The organism is Euzebyales bacterium (assembly GCA_036374135.1).
In the GTDB taxonomy this organism is placed as follows: domain Bacteria; phylum Actinomycetota; class Nitriliruptoria; order Euzebyales; family JAHELV01; genus JAHELV01.
In genome coordinates this window covers 1-17153 of record DASUUK010000054.1, presented here as the reverse complement: position 1 = coordinate 17153, position 17153 = coordinate 1, and the positions used below count along the sequence as shown (strand labels likewise).

Here is a 17153-nt window from a genome sequence, read left to right as displayed (position 1 = left end):
GATCAGTCGCCGACCCGCAGGTGCGTGCCGATCCGGGTGCCGTCGAGGTCGTGGAGGCGGTCCAGCAGGTGCAACTGCAGCGTGCCGGGACCGTGTGCCTCAGCCGCGGCCAGCTCACCCACGATGCCGCTGACGGCCGTGGCATGCGCCGCGGCGAGCATCGGGTCAGGCTGGACGGCTGCGAACGCCCCGCACAGTGCGGAGGCGGTGCACCCGAGGCCGGTCACCCGCGCCATCAACGGGTGGCCGTTGCCGATGACCACCGTGCCGGCGGCGGACACCACGAGATCCGTCGCTCCGGTCACGACCACGACCGCGCCGGTCCTGGTCGACGAGCGCCGCGGCGGCATCGGCCGCCAGCGCGGCCATGTCGGCCACCTCCTCGACCGCGTGGGCCATGACCGGGGAGGCGCCGATCGCGAGCAACGCGTTCGCGGTGCTGTTCATCACGACGTAGTTGGTGATGTTGTGCACCAGTGGTCGCTGCTGACGGACGGCGCGGACGTCGGCCCAGACGCCATCGGCGGTGATCCTGGTCGACGTGGTGGGCGTCATCACATGCTCCCTACGCTGGCATTATCCAGATCAGGTCTGCGGGTCGAGGCATCGTGCTGCCTCCTCTCAGCTGGTCCACCAGCTCCCCGGCGGTCGCGCGCAGCGTGCCGCACCTGCGAGCGTAGGACCTCGGAGACACCGGGGCAACGCACGCCCGGACGGTCGGTGACCTGCTAGAACCACGGCGACGAACTGCGGCGGCATCTCGGTGGAAGGGTCTGTCATGCGTGTGCTCGTGACCGGCGGAGCCGGCTACATCGGCTCCGTGACCGTCGCGCAGCTGCGCGCGCACGGCCACGACGTGGTCGTGGTCGACGACCTGCGCAGCGGCCACGCCGAGCTGGTGCCCGAGGGGGTCGTCGTGGTCAACGCCGACGTCGCGGAGCCCGCCGGCTACCGCGACGTCCTGGACGACGTCGACGCCTGCGTCCACTTCGCGGCGTCGATCGAGGCCGGCGAGTCGATGCGGCGCCCCGAGGACTTCTTCGGCAACAACACGGCCGGCACGCTGCGGCTGTTGCAGGCGCTGACCGCCGCCGGCGTCGACCGGTTCGTGCTGTCGTCGACCGCGGCTGTGTACGGCGACCCCGAACGCGTGCCGATCTCCGAAGACGACGCCACGCAGCCGACCAACGCGTACGGTGAGAGCAAGCTGCTGATCGAGCGCGCGCTGGCGTGGCTGGCCCGGCTGCGCGGGATGCGCGGGGTCGCGCTGCGCTACTTCAACGCGTCGGGCGCAACCGACGAGCGCGGCGAGGACCACGACCCCGAGACCCACCTCATCCCGCTCGTGCTGCGGGTGGCGGCCGGTCGACGTGCCGAGATCAAGATCTTCGGCACCGATTACGCCACGCCCGACGGCACGTGCGTGCGCGACTACATCCACGTCAGCGATCTCGCCGACGCCCACGTCAAGGCGGTCGAGCAGGTCGACGAGCCCGGTCTGCTGGTGTGCAACCTGGGCAACGGCGACGGCTTCAGCGTGCGTGAGGTCATCGAGGTGGCGCGCGAGGTGACCGGACATCGGATCCCCGCCGTCGAGGCGCCGCGGCGCGAGGGTGATCCCGCGACCCTGGTCGCGTCGTCGGCCAGGGCGGGCGAGGTCCTGAACTGGCAGCCACGCCACGCCGACCTTCGTGAGATCGTCGCGTCGGCCTGGCGGTGGCACCGTCGACGGTGGAACCTGGAGTGAGGCGTCCCCACGGCACGATCGCTGCCCTTCACATCGATCGCGCGGCGGTCGGAGAGGTCGGTGCACATGACGGACCACGTGCTGCGGGTCGCGATCGCCCAGATCGAGAACCGCATCGGCGACTTCGCCGCCAACGTGTCGAACATCGGCGACGCGATCAGCTGGGCCGAGGACCGCGACGCCGACGTGCTCGTGCTGCCCGAGCTGGCGCTGACCGGATATCCCCTGGACGACCTGGTGACCCACGCCGGGTTCCTCGCCGACGCCGAGACGGCGCTGGCGCAGCTCGCGGCGCGCAGCGGACGGACGGCGGTCGTCACGAGCACCGTCCGACGCGTGCCGCTGCAGCGCCACGACGACACCATGACGCGCGACCGCACCATCACCGCCGCGGTGCTGCACGACGGCGAGGTGCGCGGCTACTACGACAAGGTCCTGCTGCCGACGTACGGCGTGTTCAACGAGCAACGGGTGTTCGCCGCGGGCACCAATCCCGACCGGGTGTGGCGGCTGGGCGACGTGATCGTCGGCATCGCGATCTGCGAGGACGCGTGGTCCGGTGACGGACCGCCGGAGGCCCAGTCGGCGGCAGGCGCGCAGGTCCTGCTGCTGCCCAACGCCTCACCGTTCGACCGTGGCAAGGACCAGCGCCGCCTCGGCCTCGTGCGGCAGGTCGCACGCCGCAACGGTGTCCCCGTCGTCTACGTCAACAGCTACGGCGGCGTCGACAACCTGGTGTTCGACGGCGGATCCCTGGTCGTCGACGGTACCGGCGAGCTGTGCTACCGGGCGCCGCAGTTCACCGTCGACCGCGCCGTCGTGGACCTCGTGCTGCCTGCCCCACGCCGCACCGTGGCCGATGCGATGACGATCCACACGCGTCCGCTGCCGCACCGCGAGCCGCCCGCGGCGCCGACGCCGGCCGAGCCCGCCGATCCGCTCGCCCAGGTGTGGCAGGCCCTGGTGGTCGGCACGCGTGACTACGTGCGCCGCAACGGCTTCACCGAGGCGGTCGTCGGGCTGAACGGCGGCACCGAGTCGGCGGTCACCGCCGCCATCGCCGTCGACGCGCTCGGCGGCGGGAACGTCATCTGCGTGGCCGCCCCGGCTCGCCGCACGGCGGCGGCCGACGTCGAGGACGCGCGGGCGGTGGCCAGGCTGCTCGGAGCGCAGCTCGTCGACATCGATCTGGTCGCGGTGGTCGACGGCCTGGCCCGTGCGGTCGGGCGCAACCTGGACGCGCTCGACGACCGCGCCGAGGAGCGCCTGGTGCTGCGGACGCGCGCGGCCGCGCTGTGGGCGGTCGCCGACGAGGGTGAGCGGCTGCTGCTGGCGACCGGCAACAAGTCGGAGCTGTCGATCGGTTCCGCCGTGCACGGCGGCGACCTGGTCGGTCACTTCGCGCCGCTGGCGGACTGTCCCAAGACGTTGGTTGCCGAGCTCGCCCACCATCGCAACGGCATCGGGACGGTGATCCCCGAGCAGGTGCTCGCCAAGACCGTGACCGTCGAGCGGGCCGACCACACGCCCGACCTGGCGTGGCAGGTGATCGACGATGTGCTCGAGCGGTACGTCGAACGCATGCAGGCGCTGGAGGAGATCCCCGCCCACGTCGCCGATCGTGCCCACATCGAGTGGGTGGCCCGCCAGGTGATGAACACCGAGCTCTACCGCCGCCTCGCGCCGACCGGCGTGCGCATCACCGGCCGCGCGTTCGGCAACGACCGTCGCGTGCCGATCGCCCAGGCGTGGCGACCGCGGTTCGTTGTCACGGGGGAGGTCGCGAACGCCGGCGCGGGCGAGACCGGGCCCGCCGAGGAGGGGCCTGCGTCCGGCACCGACGCCCCACTGGCCCACGAGCCCGTCTGAGGGCCGCGCGACGCCCGCGACGTTTGTGATGTGACGCAGCGGGCACCAGTGGTCTGATGTCCGAGCACGGCTCGTCGATCTCCAGCCTTCCCCATGCGCTCACCTCACCGTCCGTGTGGCGGCAACGTCTCGATGGCCGGACCCCGACGGTGTTCCTCGACTACGACGGCGTGCTGACGCCGATCGTCGATGATCCCGCGGCGGCGACGCTCGACGACGCGACGCGGGCCGCCCTGATCGATCTCGTCGAGGTCCTGCCGGTCGCGATCATCAGCGGTCGCGACCTGGCCGACGTCAGGGGTATGGTCGATGTGACCGGCCTGGCCTATGCCGGAAGCCACGGATTCGACATGCTGCTGCCCGACGGTGGTCGCGAGCGCAAGGGCGAGGAACACCTCGACGCGCTCGACGCCGCCGAGGAGCGGCTGCGCGACGAGCTCGCCGCCGCGGAACGGGTCCGGGTCGAGCGCAAGCGGTACGCGATCGCGATCCACACCCGCGAGGCGGACGACGCCTCGGAGCGCACCGCGCACGAGGCCGTCGACGCGGTCGCCGGCGACAGCGACGGCCTGCGCGTCACAGGCGGGCGCGACATCCGCGAACTGCGACCGGACATCGACTGGGACAAGGGGCGAGCGGTGCTGCGGCTCGCCGACGTGCTCGACCTGTCCGTCGACACGCATCCACCCGTGTACGTCGGCGATGACCTGACCGACGAGGACGCGTTCGCCGTGATCGCGGAGACCGGCGTCGGCGTGGTCGTCGCCGGGGCCGAGGAGCGCGAGACCGCGGCCCACGTGCGACTCGATGATCCCGGGCAGACCGCAGATCTGCTGCGCCTGCTGCGTGACTTCTCGACGAAGGCCTGACGATGCATGCCGATGAGTCCGATGCCCATCTCGTCGTTGCCAGCAACCGGGGTCCGGTGAGTTGGGAGCGCGACGGCGATGACCTGGTCGCCGAGCGCGGAGCCGGCGGGCTGGTCTCGGCCCTGGGCGATGCGATGGTGGGGGGCGACAACACGTGGATCTCGCTGGCGCTCGACGACGTCGACCGCGAGGTCGCCGAAGCACACGATGGTGAGGCCTTCGAGGCCGACACCGACCGGGGCACCTTCCGCCTGCGGTTGCTCGACGTCGGTGACCGCCTCGATCCGCACTACAACGTCGTGTCGAACCGGTTGCTGTGGTTCACCCTGCACGAGCTGTGGGGCGCGCCCTACGAGCCCAGCGGCACTGACTGGAGTGACGCGTGGTACCACGGCTACACCGCGGTCAACGAAGCGGTGGCCGAGGCGGTCGCCGGCACCGCCGACGACCGCAGCGAGATCCACCTGCAGGACTACCACCTGTTCACCGCGGGACCGTCGATCCGGTCCAAGCTGCCCGAGGCCGGCATGCTGCACTATGTGCACACCCCGTGGGTGGGGCCGGAGTACCTGCGGATGCTCCCGGACCCCGTCTCGCGCGGCATCCTGAACGGGCTGCTGGCCAGTGACGTCGTCGCGTTCTCGTCGCCGCAGTGGTCCGAGGCGTTCCGGCGGTGCGTCGTCGACCTGTGCGGCGCAGAGGTCAACGGCGATCGGGTCACGCTGGAGGACAAGACGACCACGGTGGCCGACTTCGTCCTCGGCGTCGACGCCGATGCGCTCGAGGCGGCGGCCGAGCGGGAGGAGGTCGCCGCCGCCGGCGAGGACCTCGAGGCGCAGGCCGACGGACGCAAGCTGCTGCTCCGGGCCGACCGGACCGATCTGTCGAAGAACATCCTGCGTGGCCTGCTGGCGTTCGAGCAGCTGCTCGAGCGCCACCCCGAGCACCGCGATCGGGTCTGGCACGTCGCGCTGCTCAACCCGTCCCGCCAGGACGTGCCCGAGTACGTCCAGTACCTGGAGGCCTGTCAGGAGGCTGCGGACCGCATCCGGGAGCGTTTCGGCGAGCACGTGCTCGAGTTCGCCGTCGGCAGCGACTACCCGCGCCTGCTCGCGGCGTTCCGCCGGTACGACGTGATGCTCACGAATCCGGTCATCGACGGTACGAACCTGGTCGCCAAGGAGGGGGCGGTGCTGAACCGCGCGAACGGAGTGATCGTGCTCTCCCGTTCCGCGGGCGCGGCGACGGCGATGGGTGATGACGCCCTGCTCGTCAATCCCTACGACGTCGAGTCGCAGGTCGAGGCGCTGCAGCATGCGTTGACGATGTCGGCTGTCGAGCGCGCCGGCCGGGCCGCGGCCCTGCGGGAGGCCTCGCTGCGGGGCAGTCCTCAGGACTGGTTCGCCGCGCAGCGGGCACGCTTGCACTCCGTGGTCCGCGTGCGCTGACGACCGCCGCGCCCTGTGGCGCCGGCGTTGGTTGGGACGAGAAGGAGGCGTGACCCGGTGGCGACGTTGGTGCTGCTCAGGCACGGCCGGTCGACGTGGAACGATGACAACCTGTTCACGGGCTGGGTCGATGTCGACCTCAGCGACGAGGGCGTGGTCGAGGCCGAGCGCGGTGGCCGCGCGCTCGCGGACGCCGGTGTCCTGCCGACCGTGTGCCACACGTCGGTGCTGATCCGCGCGATCCGCACCGCATGGATCGCGCTCGACGCGTGTGGAAGGCAGTGGATCCCGGTCAAGCGGTCGTGGCGCCTCAACGAGCGCCACTACGGGGCCCTGCAGGGGCTGAACAAGGTGCAGACCGCCGAGCGCCACGGCAACGAGCAGGTGCACCTGTGGCGGCGGAGCTTCGACGTGCCCCCACCACCGATCGAGCAGGGGTCGCAGTTCGACCAGTCCGACGATCCGCGGTACGCGATGCTGACGCCGGAGATCGTGCCGGTCTCGGAGTGCCTCGCCGACGTGATCGACCGCATGATGCCGTACTGGTACGACGCGTTGATACCGGACCTGCGCGCGGGGCACACGGTGCTCGTGGCCGCCCACGGCAACAGCCTGCGGGCGCTGGTCAAGCACCTGGAGCACATCTCCGACGACGACATCGCCGCGTTGAACATCCCGACCGGCGTGCCGCGCGTCTACGACCTCGCGGACGACGACCTGTCGGTGCGTTCGGCTACCTACCTCGGCGATCCCGGCGAGGTCGCCGCCGCGACGGCGGCGGTCGCGGCGCAGGCCCGGGCGGGAGGCTCGGCGTGACAGGACCCGCCGCCGAGGACCATGCAGATCCCCGCCGACCCGCTCGCTCCGTTCGCCCTCACCCGGCCGGTCCGGGCGAGGTCGCGCGTGACACACGCGCGCGGGCGCGGGCCTGGCTGGAGGCCGACCCCGATCCTGGGACGCGCGCCGAGCTCGAGCGGCTGATCGCGGCGGGTGGGCCTGAGCTCGAGGAGCGTTTCGCTGGACGGCTCGAGTTCGGCACGGCCGGGCTGCGCGGGTCGCTGGGGGCCGGGCCGATGCGCATGAACCGGGTGGTCGTCCGCGAGGCGACCGCCGGGGTCGCCGCCTGTCTGGCCGTCGACAACGATCCGGCATCGACGATCGTGGTGGTCGGCAGGGACGCACGCCACGGGTCCGAGGCGTTCGCACGCGACGCGGTCGCGGTGCTGGCGTCGGCCGGCTTCGACGTACGTTGGTGGGCCGATCCGGTGCCGACGCCGCTGCTCGCGTACGCGGCGCGGTTGCTCGGAGCCGCTGCCGGCGTCCAGATCACCGCGAGCCACAACCCGGCTGACGACAACGGCTACAAGGTGTATTGGCGGGGTGGAGGGCAGATCACCCCTGCCGTCGCGGACCGCATCGCGTACGCCATCGAGGCCACGGCGGTGCCCACCGACCTCGATCGGGCGCCCGCGGGCCGCGCGCTCCCCGACGATCTGGTGGATGGCTACCGCACCGCCGCGTGTCGCCTGCTGCCACCGCATGCTCCCACGCCCGATCCCGGTGGGCTGTCGATCGTGTACACCCCGTTGCACGGCGTGGCCGGCGAGCCCATGGTCGCGTTGCTGTCCCACGCCGGGTTCACCCGGGTCGCGGTCGTGGACGTGCAGTTCGCACCCGACCCCGACTTTCCGACGCTGGCGTTCCCCAACCCCGAGGAACGCGGCGCGCTGGACGCCGCGCTGGCGCTGGCCCGTGACCGCGACGCCGATCTGGTGCTGGCCAACGACCCGGACGGCGACCGCATCGCCGCGGCGGTGCCCGACGACGGGTGGCGTCTGCTCACCGGGGACGAGATCGGCTGCCTGCTCGCCGACTTCCTGCTGGAGCAGACGCCCGGTGGCGGCGAACGGCTCGTCGCCACGACCGTCGTGTCGTCACAGATGCTCGAACGCATCGCCGACGCGCACGGCGTCGGCTACGCCGAGACGCTGACGGGGTTCAAGTGGCTGGCCGACGCCGCGGAACGCGCGACCCGCGCCGGTCGGCGTTTCGTGCTCGGCTACGAGGAGGCACTCGGCGTCATGATCGGCGATGCCGTGCGCGACAAGGACGGCATGTCGGCGGGCCTGGTGCTCGCGGACTGCGCCGCGCGGGAGCGCGCGCGGGGCCGCCGGCTGACCGACCGGCTCGACGACATGGCCCGGCGCCACGGCGTGCACGCGAAGGCGCAGACGTACGTGCGCTTCGGTCCCGGCGACGACGTGGCGGCGCGGGTGCTCACGCAACTGCGCGAGGATCCCCCGGACGCACTGGCAGGCGCCGCAGTCACGACGGTGAGCGACTTCGAACGTGGCCGCCGGTGGCACCGCGGGGGCGACATCTCCACGATCGACCTCCCGCCGACGCGCATGGTGGCGCTGACGCTGGACGACGGGTCGCGCATGCAGGTGCGACCGAGCGGCACCGAGCCGAAGCTGAAGTTCTACGTCGAGGTCGTCGAGCACGTCGACGGTGCGGTGGACGAGGCGCGTCGACGGGCGGCGCGGCGCCTCGACGCCGTCGTCGACGATCTGTACGCGGCCACGGGCCTGGATCCGGCTCCAGCGGAGGCTGCGGAGCCAGCGCGCTAAGGTGGTTCGGGTAACTGTGCGGTGTTCCACCCACGGGCGGAGCGCCGCTTCATCGTGTGATAGGCAAGAGCATGCCAGCAGGTACCGTCAAGTGGTTCAACGCCGACAAGGGCTACGGCTTCATCACCCCTGAGGGCGGTGGGTCTGACCTGTTCGTGCACTTCTCCGCCATCCAGATGCGCGGCTACAAGTCCCTCGAAGAGGGCCAGCGCGTGCAGTTCGAGGTGACGGAGGGTCCGAAGGGGCCTCAGGCGAGCAACGTGACTCCGGGCTAGTCGGCGTTCACTTCTGCACGACGGTCGGCTGGCACCGGTCGTCGTCACACGCCCCGCCGATGGCGGGGCGTGTCGCATGTCAGGGACCGACGGGCCCCGGCGCTGCCGTCTCGCGGCGTTCAGTCGTCGCGCATCAGGGTCACGAACCGGTCCACCCCGATGTTGCCGCCCGACAGGACAACACCGACGCGCTGTCCGGTGACATCGACCAGGCCGGCCAGCAGCGCCGCCAGTCCGCAGGCGCCGCTCGGCTCGAGGACGACCTTGAGTCGCTCGAATGCGAAGCGCATCGCGTCGACGATCTGCTCGTCGGTGACGAGCACGACGTCGTCGACGCGTTCGCGCATGACCGCGAACGTCAGCGTCCCCGGTGCTGTGGTCTGCTGACCGTCGGCGATCGTGCGGGGCGTCGCGATCTCGACGATCCGCCCCGCCGCCAGCGAGCGGGCGACGTCGTCGCCTGCGGCGGGCTCGACACCGACCACCCGGACCGGCTGGTCCTGCGCCTTCGCGACGGTCGCGCAGCCCGAGATCAGCCCTCCACCGCCGACGCACACGACGAGCGTGTCGAGCGGTGCCGCCTGCTCGAAGAGCTCGAGCGCGACGGTGCCCTGGCCTGCCATGACGTCGAGGTGGTCGAACGGTGGGATCAGCGTGAAGCCACGCTCGTCCGCGAGTGCCCCGCCGAGTGTCGTGCGCTCCTGGCGGTAGCGGTCGTACGTGACGATCTCGGCGCCGTACCCCCGGGTGGCGGCGAGCTTGAGCGCCGGCGCGTCCTCCGGCATCAGTATGGTCGCATGGGCGCCGAGCAGCCTGGCCGCCAGGGCGACGGCCTGCGCGTGGTTGCCCGAGGAGTACGCCGCGACACCCCGCGCGCGCTGCTCGGGCGTCAGGCGGCTGATCGCGTGGTAGGCACCGCGGAACTTGAACGCACCGACCCGCTGGAAGCACTCGGCCTTGGCCAGCACCGTGGCGCCGACGCGGTCGTCGAGCGTTGCGCTGGTCAGCACGGGTGTGCGGTGGGCAACGCCGTCGAGCACCGTGGCGGCGCGCTCGACGTCGGAGAGGTGCAGAGGGGAGGGATCCATCTGCGCGATGCTAGTGGCCCGGTGGCAACGCGATGGTCAGGAGCGCGATGACAGCGACGGAACCGTACGGCTCGTGGGCGTCGCCGATCTCGGCGGAGGTGGTGGCGGGGGCGGTCGATCGTCCCGGGTGGCCCGCGCTCGACAGTGGACGGGTCTACTGGCACGAGCAGCGTCCGCGTCAGCAGGGTCGCGGCGTCGTGTGCTCGGTCGGCGCCGACGGCATCGTCACCGAGCACACGCCGACCGACCATGACGTCCGCACGCTGGTGCACGAGTACGGCGGGGCGGCGTACGTGGTGCGCGACGGGATCGTCTGGTACTGCAACCTCGACGACCAGCGGGTGTGGCGATGGTCACCCGATGGCGTAGTTGAGCCGGTGACGCCGCCGCCGCCGTCCGAACGGTCGGTCCGCTACGCCGATCTCCACGTCGCCCCCGACGGCACGTGGATGACCGCGGTGCGCGAGCGGCATGTCGACGGCGCGGTGCTCAACGAGATCGTCGCGTTCCCCGGCGACGGCGGGGCCGACCCGACGGTGCTGGTGTCCGGCAGCGACTTCTACGCCGCGCCGCGGATCAGCCCGGACGGCACCACGCTCGCCTGGCTGTCGTGGGACCATCCGGCGATGCCATGGGACCACACCGTCCTGTCGACCGGCGCGCTCGATGGCGGGCGTGTCACCGGGACCCGCGTCCTGGTCGATGATGCCGGGGCGGTGTTCCAGCCGGCGTGGAGCCCGGACGGGATCCTGCACTTCGTCGCCGACGTCGACGGGTGGTGGAACCTGTACCGGATGACCGCGGACGGTGCCCGGGAACAACTCACACACGAGCAGGCCGAGCTCGGTCTTCCACTGTGGTTCCTCGGGGAGGCAATGTACGCGTTCCTCGACTCGGACCGGATCGCGTGCCTGGTCAACCGCGACGCGGCGCTGCGGCTGCACGTGCTCGACACGACGTCGGGGCGGCTCGACGAGACGCCGCTGACACCGTTGCTGTGCGATCCACCACCTGTCGCCGCGGACGGCGAGGTGGCGGTCGTCGCGGGGACCGAGACCAGCCTCCCGCAGGTCCGTCGCTGGCGGCCGTGCGAGGACACCGGACGCGTGGTCGCCGGCGGCGCCGACGTGGGCGTCCATCCGGCTCACCTGTCCCGGCCGCAGCACGTGTCGATCGCGGACGAGGACGGGCGCCCGGTGTACGCGGTGCTGTGGCCGCCGACCAATCCCGACGTCGTCGCGCCGGCAGATCCGCCCCCGCTGCTCGTCGACGTGCACGGCGGGCCCACGGGACAGATCATGCGCGATCTACGGCTCAGACTGCAGTTCTGGACCTCGCGCGGGTTCGCGGTGGTCGCCCCGAACTACGGCGGATCCACCGGCTACGGGCGGGCGTACCGCGAGCAGCTGAAGGGCGCGTGGGGCATCGTGGACGTCGCGGACTGTGTGCGCGTGGCGCGGTGGCTGGTCGACAACGGCCACGCCGACCCGGCGCGCGTGGCCATCCGCGGCGGCAGCGCCGGTGGGTACACGACGCTGGTCGCGCTCACGACGCGGGATGACTTCACCGCGGGGGTCTCCGCGTTCGGCGTCAGCGACCTGCGGCTGCTGGTCGCCGAGACGCACAAGTTCGAGTCGCGCTACATCGACGGCCTGGTCGGCGACGATCCAAGCGCGTGGTCGGAGCGGGCGCCGATCGAGCACGTCGATGCGATCACCGCGCCACTGCTGCTCCTGCAGGGGGAGGAGGACCAGATCGTTCCGCCGTCGCAGGCGGAACGGATGGTTGAAGGCCTCGAAGCGACCGGGACGCCGTACGCGTACGTGACGTTCCCCGGCGAGCAGCACGGGTTCCGCCGCGCCGGGTCGATCCGGCGGGCGATCGAGGTCGAGCTGGCGTTCTACGCGCGCGTCTGGGGGTTCGCGCCCGCGGACCAGATCGATTCAGTGGAGGTCCACGACCATGGCTGACCATCCGACCGCCGTCGTGGTCGGCGCCGGGATCTTCGGCGCAGCGACCGCGCTCGCGCTGACCCGCAGGGGCTGGCAGGTGACCCTGCTCGAGCGGGCCATGGTGGGTCACGCCGGCGCGTCGTCAGGTGGGGAGTCGCGACTGCTGCGCTACAGCCACGGGGCGGAGCCGTGGTACACGGCGCTTGCGTGGGCCGGACGGGAGGAATGGCGTCGGCTGCAGGAAGAGACCGGCGTCGAGGTGCTCGTCGAGACGGGACTGGTGTGGTTCGCGCGCGATGCAACGGGCTGGGAGTCGGACAGTCTGGCGGAGTTGACAGCGCAGGACATCCCGGTCGAACGCGTCAGCCCGGCCGACGTCGCGGAGCTGTACCCGTCGGTCCGCACCGACGACCTGGCGTTCGGCCTGTGGGAGCCGCTGGCCGGCGTGCTGCGCGCGCGTGTGGGCGTGCGATCGATGGCACGGCGTGCGGTCGAGCTCGGCGCCAGCCTGCGGGAGGGTGTGGTGGCCCGTCGCGTCGACGAGGGCGTCTTCGCGGGGGGCGACGTGCTGCGCGCCGACCGGGTGGTCTGGGCGTGCGGGCCGTGGCTGCCGGCGGTCATCGGCGACCGCCTGCGGTTGGCGGTGACGCAGCAGGACGTCTGCTGGTTCCACGCGGACCCGGCGTGGCGCGCCGACCGCGTGCCCGCGTGGGTCGACTTCGCCGGTGGCGCGTACGGCACCGGCGATCTCGACGGGCACGGGTTCAAGGCGTCGTCGGACCGGCAGGGGCCTCCGTTCGATCCGGACGCGGGTGACCGGCTGCCACTGGAGGGCCACATCGCGGCCGCACGGACGATCCTCGCGCACCGCTTCCCGGCGCTCGCGGACGCGGCCCTGGCCGGAACACGGACCTGCCAGTACACGACGACCGTCGACACCGAGTTCGTGATCGCTCCGTTGGACGACGATGGGACGTGGGTGGCGGGCGGCGGTTCCGGGCACGCCTACAAGCACGGCCCCGCGCTGGGGGCCTACATCGCAGACGTGTTGGACGGCACACGGCCGCCAGACCCGCGGTTCGGTCTGGACGGCAGGACCGCAGCCGGGACGCTGCGGACCGCCGGACATCGGGGGTGACATGGCAGCGACCGAGGCACCGATCGAGACGACACTGCGCGACGGCACACGTGTGCGCATCCGCCAGGTCGCGCCCGGCGACCGCGCGCAGTTCGTCGAGGGGTTCGACAAGCTGTCGACCCGGTCGCGGTACCTGCGGTTCCACTCGGCCATCGAGGAGCTCAGCGACGCGCAGCTCGACTATCTGACGCAGGTCGACCAGTCCGATCACGTCGCGTGGGTGGCGATGGACCTCGACGACCCGGACGAGCCTGGCATCGGCGTCGCCCGGTTCATCCGGCTGAACGACGAGCCGCACGTCGCCGAGGCGGCGGTGACGGTGCTCGACGCCTATCAGGGCCGGGGACTCGGCACTGTGCTGTTGCGGGTGCTGGCCGGAGCGGCCCGCGCGCGCGACATCGACGTGTTCCGCGCCTACGTGCTCGGTGACAACCGGCCGATGCTGTCCGTGCTCGACCGTCTGGGTCCCACGAGGCGTGCCCGCCAGGACGGCGTCCACCAGATCGACGTGGACCTGGGTCCCGTGCCGGTCGGTCGGACCAGATCGTCGGCAGAGAAGGTTTTTCGCGCCGTCACGGGGAAAGATCTGCCCGCGATGCGCACGACGGCGCCGCCGGTGTGGATGTCGGAGGACGACGACACCGAGGACGACGGGCGGCGCACGTTGCACGAGTGGCTGGACCATTTCCTGGACCGGCGCGGGCGTGCCGGCGATCCCCGGCCGTCGCCGCGTCGCACGACCTCTGACTGATCGGTACATCGATGACCGCAAGCCTGTCCACGTCGCGCAGCAAGCGACACCGGCTCGCGCAGGCGGGCCTGATCGCCCGCGGCGTCCTCTACTGCCTGATCGGCATCCTCGCCATCCAGGTGGCGTTCGGCGACGCGAGCAGCCAGCAGGCGTCACAGTCCGGTGCGCTGCGGACTCTCGCGCAGCAACCTGGTGGCACCGTGCTGGTGACGCTCGTCGGGCTCGGCCTGCTCGCCTACGCGGCGTGGCGCGGGGCGCAGTTCTTCCTGGAGGAGGGCGACGAGGACGGCGACAGCGAGGTCAAGGACAAGGTCATTCGCGCCAGCTACCTGGTGCGTGCGGTCGTCTACGTCGGGCTGGCCTTCACGGCGTTCAGCGTCGCGTTCGGCAGCGGTGGCGGAGGCGGGAGCAGCAGCCAGGCGCTGACGGCGACAATCATGAAGGACGTGCCCGGCGGTGTGTTCCTGATCGGGCTCGTCGGCCTGATCCTCATCGGCGTCAGCATCTACCACGCGTACAAGGCATTCACGACCGATTTCATGGAGGACCTCCGCCAGCACGAGCTGAGCCCGACCGAGCGCATCTGGTACGAGCGGATGGGGATCGCCGGCTACACCGCGCGCGCCATCACCTACGCGCTGATCGGCATCTTCGTGACGCGCGCGGCCGTCACGTTCGACCCGTCACAAGCGCAGGGTCTGGACGCGGCGCTGCAGGAGTTGTCACAGACCACCGGTGGTCCCTGGATACTGACCGCCGTCGCGCTGGGCCTGTTCATGTTCGGCGCCTTCTCGATCGTCCGCGCGCGCTACCTCGACGAGTGATCCGCGAGGGTCAGCCCAGGCGAGGTTGTCCGACGCGGTGATCGCTGTCGGCCGCCAGCGCGGTGATGAGCTCCGGGTGGTCGTTGCGCACGTTGTTGACCTCGGAGCCGACGGCGTGCCACGTCAGCGTCTGCGTGTCGCGGTGTGACAGCAGCCCGACCGCGGTGTCGCGACGACGCTCGTCACGGTCCAGCCACGGGTCCCAGGTCTCGGGCGCCAGCACGATGGGCATCCGCGGGTGCAGTGCGGACAGCCGCTCGTCGGCCTCGCCGGTGATGATCGCGCAGGTGCGCAACCAGGTGTCGTCCGGCGCCTTCCAGCCCTCCCACAGCCCCGCGAACGCCAACGGCCGGCCGTCGGTGCGGTGGATGTAGTAGGCGGTCTTGACGCCCTGGTCGGTGTGCCACTCGTAGAAGCCGTCGGCCGGGATGATGCAGCGTCGACGTTCGAGCGCGGTGCGGAACGCCGGCTTGTCGGCGACCGACTCGACCCGCGCGTTGATCATGCGCGACCCGACCTTGGGATCGTCCGACCACGTCGGCACCAGGCCCCACCGGAAGCTGACGAGGTACCGCCGGTCCCGATGCTCCGAGATCGCATGCACCGGCATCGTCGGGGCGACGTTCCAGCTGGCCGGCACGTCGTCCGTCCGCCGCTCGTCGACGTCGAACAGGGCGACGAGGTCATCGGGATCTGACGCTGCGACGAACCGTCCACACATGAGAAGTAGGCCGCGTGGGACTCGAACCCACAACCCTCCGGTTAAGAGCCGGATGCTCTGCCAAATTGAGCTAGCGACCCGCGAGAAGCGTATCAGGGTGTCGCGCCGCTGTCCGGCGCGAGCGCCTTCCTCAGCACATCGATCCACGCCATCGTCCCGACCCATGCGTCTGCGCGCCGTCGCATACGCACCTTGCACACGCCGTGAGCGAGGTGGTTCCTGCGGTGACCTGTACCAGCCGGCTTGATGAACGTCTTCGTGTACTCGGCGTCCTCCAGACCGAGCCGGTCGGCCCACCATCGTCGTGCCGTCGCGTCGTCGTTGCCCTCATGCAGGTGGAGGGACAGAGCGTGGTGCCGGCGGCGAAGAGCGGGTCGTGCAGGTGCGCGGCGGCGAACTCGCGCGCGTCGGCCTCGATGCGCGCGATCTTGAGGCGCCGCTTGCGCTGGGTGTCGCGCGGAACACCTCGGCGCGTGTCAGCGCGTCGCTCGATCGCCGCGATCTGCTCTGGCCGCAGCGTGATGTCGCGACACCATCCCGCCAACGTCGCCTCCGGCACGTCGATGACCGCCCGGATCTCCCCGTACGACCACCCGGGCCGGCGCAGGGCCCGCCCGACCTCGGCGCGTTCCCACCGCGACAGCGCCGCCCACCGCTCGATCCGGTCGAGCAGGGCGCGCGGCGGTGCGGGGCGCATGCAGCGAGGCTGGACAACACCGACGGCTCGGTGTCCGGAGACGCCGTCCGCTGTGGACGAGTTCAGAACACCGGTACGCGGGTTCCGAAGTTCTGCAGCGGGGTGCCCTTTTGGTGAAGGTGCTGTATCGCATCAGCGCGTGTGAAGCCCGGGTTGTTCCTTAGAATGGTCGCTAGTTGCGCCGACACCTGCGGTGTGGCGAACGATGTGCCGGACCATATCGCGAGTGGGTCTGGAGCCCCGTAGGTGTCGGGGCGCTTGTCGAATGGACTGCCGGGGTCGTTCTCGAGCGCTGCAGTCTCTCTGCCTTCGATGAAGGTACTGATGATCCCTTCGCCTCGAGCGGAGAAGTTGACCCAGGGCCCGCGGTTCGACCACTCGGACGCCGTGCCCTGATCCGTGAGCGAGGCCACGCCGCACACCCGCTCTGAGGCGGCGGGCCACAGTTCTACTCCTGTCCGTTCGTTGCCTGCGGCGGCGACCACGATCACGTTGTCGGGCAACAGGTCAAGTGCCGCTCGAAGGATCGGAGGTTCTTCGTCGTCGACGCTCTGCAATCCGAGCGACAGGTTCACCACGCCGCGGTCAAGTTGACGGATATCGAACTCCGCCGCGGCGCGACAGAGTGCCTCCGCAACTTGGTCCTCGGTGCACACGCCGTCGGTGGCGATCGCTCTGATCATCACGATCTCAGCATCGGGTTCGATCTGACTGATGAGGCCGGCGACGAATGTGCCGTGGCCCGCCGCGAGATCCAATCGGCCGTCAGCCCTGACCCTCCCTCGCCTGTCCAGGACGTCCAACGGATCGACGTCCTGCACTCCGCGGTGTGGTGCGACGAACGTGACCCATCCATCGCCGCGAGTCTTGGCTGCGTCATCGATGCCGGAGTCGATCACGATGACGAGTGGGCCCGTGCCTTGGTGCTCGGGTGCCTTCACCTGTGCGTCGACACCATCGGTCGTGGATTTCGGGGTCGCACCTCCCTTTGCCGTGCCACCCATCATCGCCGCGGTGTTGGCGCTCGCGGTGATGTCTTGACCCTTCAGCTGGTCCACCGCGTCGTTGATGTCGACATCGTCAGGTAGAAGGACCCTCTGAATGGTGCCGCAGACGTCTTCTACGTCGAAGTCGGCGACGTCGA

The 17153-nt window shown here is 71.0% G+C and carries 15 protein-coding genes, 1 tRNA gene and 1 riboswitch; of the genes, 11 read left to right on the top strand and 5 right to left on the bottom strand.

Features of this window, described 5'->3' with window-relative positions; genetic code table 11:
- Window positions 1-2 precede the first annotated feature (2 nt).
- On the bottom strand, window positions 3-350 hold the full coding sequence (locus tag VFZ70_08985; GenBank protein HEX6255930.1) for a hydroxyethylthiazole kinase: 348 nt from the start codon (window positions 348-350) through the stop codon (window positions 3-5).
- Window positions 351-545: 195 nt separating this feature from the next.
- Window positions 546-654: riboswitch (TPP riboswitch) on the bottom strand.
- A 124-nt stretch (window positions 655-778) separates the two neighbouring features.
- On the opposite strand from VFZ70_08985, the gene galE reads away from it, so the two are divergent.
- The 7 genes from galE (at window position 779) to VFZ70_08950 (ending at window position 8838) form a co-directional block, all read left to right on the top strand.
- Window positions 779-1747 carry a UDP-glucose 4-epimerase GalE gene (gene galE, locus VFZ70_08980; GenBank protein HEX6255929.1) on the top strand — a complete coding sequence of 323 codons (969 nt, stop codon included), beginning with the start codon at window positions 779-781 and terminating at the stop codon, window positions 1745-1747.
- A gap of 66 nt (window positions 1748-1813) precedes the next feature.
- The gene (nadE, locus tag VFZ70_08975) at window positions 1814-3616 is read left to right on the top strand and encodes an NAD(+) synthase (protein ID HEX6255928.1); all 1803 of its coding nucleotides are present in this window, start codon (window positions 1814-1816) and stop codon (window positions 3614-3616) included.
- A 56-nt stretch (window positions 3617-3672) separates the two neighbouring features.
- Window positions 3673-4485 carry a trehalose-phosphatase gene (gene otsB, locus VFZ70_08970; protein HEX6255927.1) on the top strand — a complete coding sequence of 271 codons (813 nt, stop codon included), beginning with the start codon at window positions 3673-3675 and terminating at the stop codon, window positions 4483-4485.
- A gap of 2 nt (window positions 4486-4487) precedes the next feature.
- Window positions 4488-5933, top strand: a complete 1446-nt coding sequence (locus VFZ70_08965; protein HEX6255926.1) for a trehalose-6-phosphate synthase — start codon at window positions 4488-4490, stop codon at window positions 5931-5933.
- Between the two features lie 57 nt (window positions 5934-5990).
- Window positions 5991-6749, top strand: a complete 759-nt coding sequence (locus VFZ70_08960) for a phosphoglyceromutase (GenBank protein HEX6255925.1) — start codon at window positions 5991-5993, stop codon at window positions 6747-6749.
- Window positions 6746-8563, top strand: coding sequence for a phospho-sugar mutase (locus VFZ70_08955; protein ID HEX6255924.1), 1818 nt, complete (start codon window positions 6746-6748; stop codon window positions 8561-8563). Before VFZ70_08960 ends, VFZ70_08955 begins: the two co-directional genes overlap by 4 nt.
- Before the next feature lie 71 nt (window positions 8564-8634).
- Window positions 8635-8838, top strand: coding sequence for a cold shock domain-containing protein (locus VFZ70_08950; GenBank protein ID HEX6255923.1), 204 nt, complete (start codon window positions 8635-8637; stop codon window positions 8836-8838).
- A 119-nt stretch (window positions 8839-8957) separates the two neighbouring features.
- Here the strand turns inward: VFZ70_08950 and VFZ70_08945 are convergent, their stop codons facing one another.
- Window positions 8958-9926, bottom strand: a complete 969-nt coding sequence (locus VFZ70_08945; protein ID HEX6255922.1) for a threo-3-hydroxy-L-aspartate ammonia-lyase — start codon at window positions 9924-9926, stop codon at window positions 8958-8960.
- 47 nt (window positions 9927-9973) lie between these two features.
- Between VFZ70_08945 and VFZ70_08940 the strand changes: the two genes are divergently transcribed.
- Genes VFZ70_08940 through VFZ70_08925 form a run of 4 tightly spaced genes read left to right on the top strand, consistent with a single transcriptional unit; the run spans window position 9974 to window position 14591 of the window.
- Window positions 9974-11896: a S9 family peptidase gene (locus VFZ70_08940; GenBank protein HEX6255921.1), complete on the top strand. Its 1923-nt coding sequence runs from the start codon at window positions 9974-9976 to the stop codon at window positions 11894-11896.
- Entirely contained in the window at window positions 11889-13016 is a 1128-nt protein-coding gene (locus tag VFZ70_08935) for an FAD-dependent oxidoreductase (protein HEX6255920.1), read from the top strand. Before VFZ70_08940 ends, VFZ70_08935 begins: the two co-directional genes overlap by 8 nt.
- Window position 13017: 1 nt before the next feature.
- Window positions 13018-13767, top strand: a complete 750-nt coding sequence (locus tag VFZ70_08930) for a GNAT family N-acetyltransferase (GenBank protein HEX6255919.1) — start codon at window positions 13018-13020, stop codon at window positions 13765-13767.
- Between the two features lie 11 nt (window positions 13768-13778).
- Complete coding sequence (locus VFZ70_08925; GenBank protein ID HEX6255918.1) at window positions 13779-14591, top strand: DUF1206 domain-containing protein; 813 nt, start codon at window positions 13779-13781, stop codon at window positions 14589-14591.
- Window positions 14592-14601: 10 nt separating this feature from the next.
- Here the strand turns inward: VFZ70_08925 and VFZ70_08920 are convergent, their stop codons facing one another.
- The 3 genes from VFZ70_08920 to VFZ70_08910 all read right to left on the bottom strand — a co-directional run.
- Window positions 14602-15312 (bottom strand): SOS response-associated peptidase, encoded by a 711-nt coding sequence (locus VFZ70_08920; protein HEX6255917.1) that lies wholly within the window; start codon window positions 15310-15312, stop codon window positions 14602-14604.
- A 6-nt stretch (window positions 15313-15318) separates the two neighbouring features.
- Window positions 15319-15392 (bottom strand) — tRNA-Lys (locus VFZ70_08915).
- Window positions 15393-16071: 679 nt separating this feature from the next.
- A partial coding sequence (locus tag VFZ70_08910) for a S8/S53 family peptidase (protein ID HEX6255916.1) occupies window positions 16072-17153 on the bottom strand: 1082 nt, incomplete at its 5' end.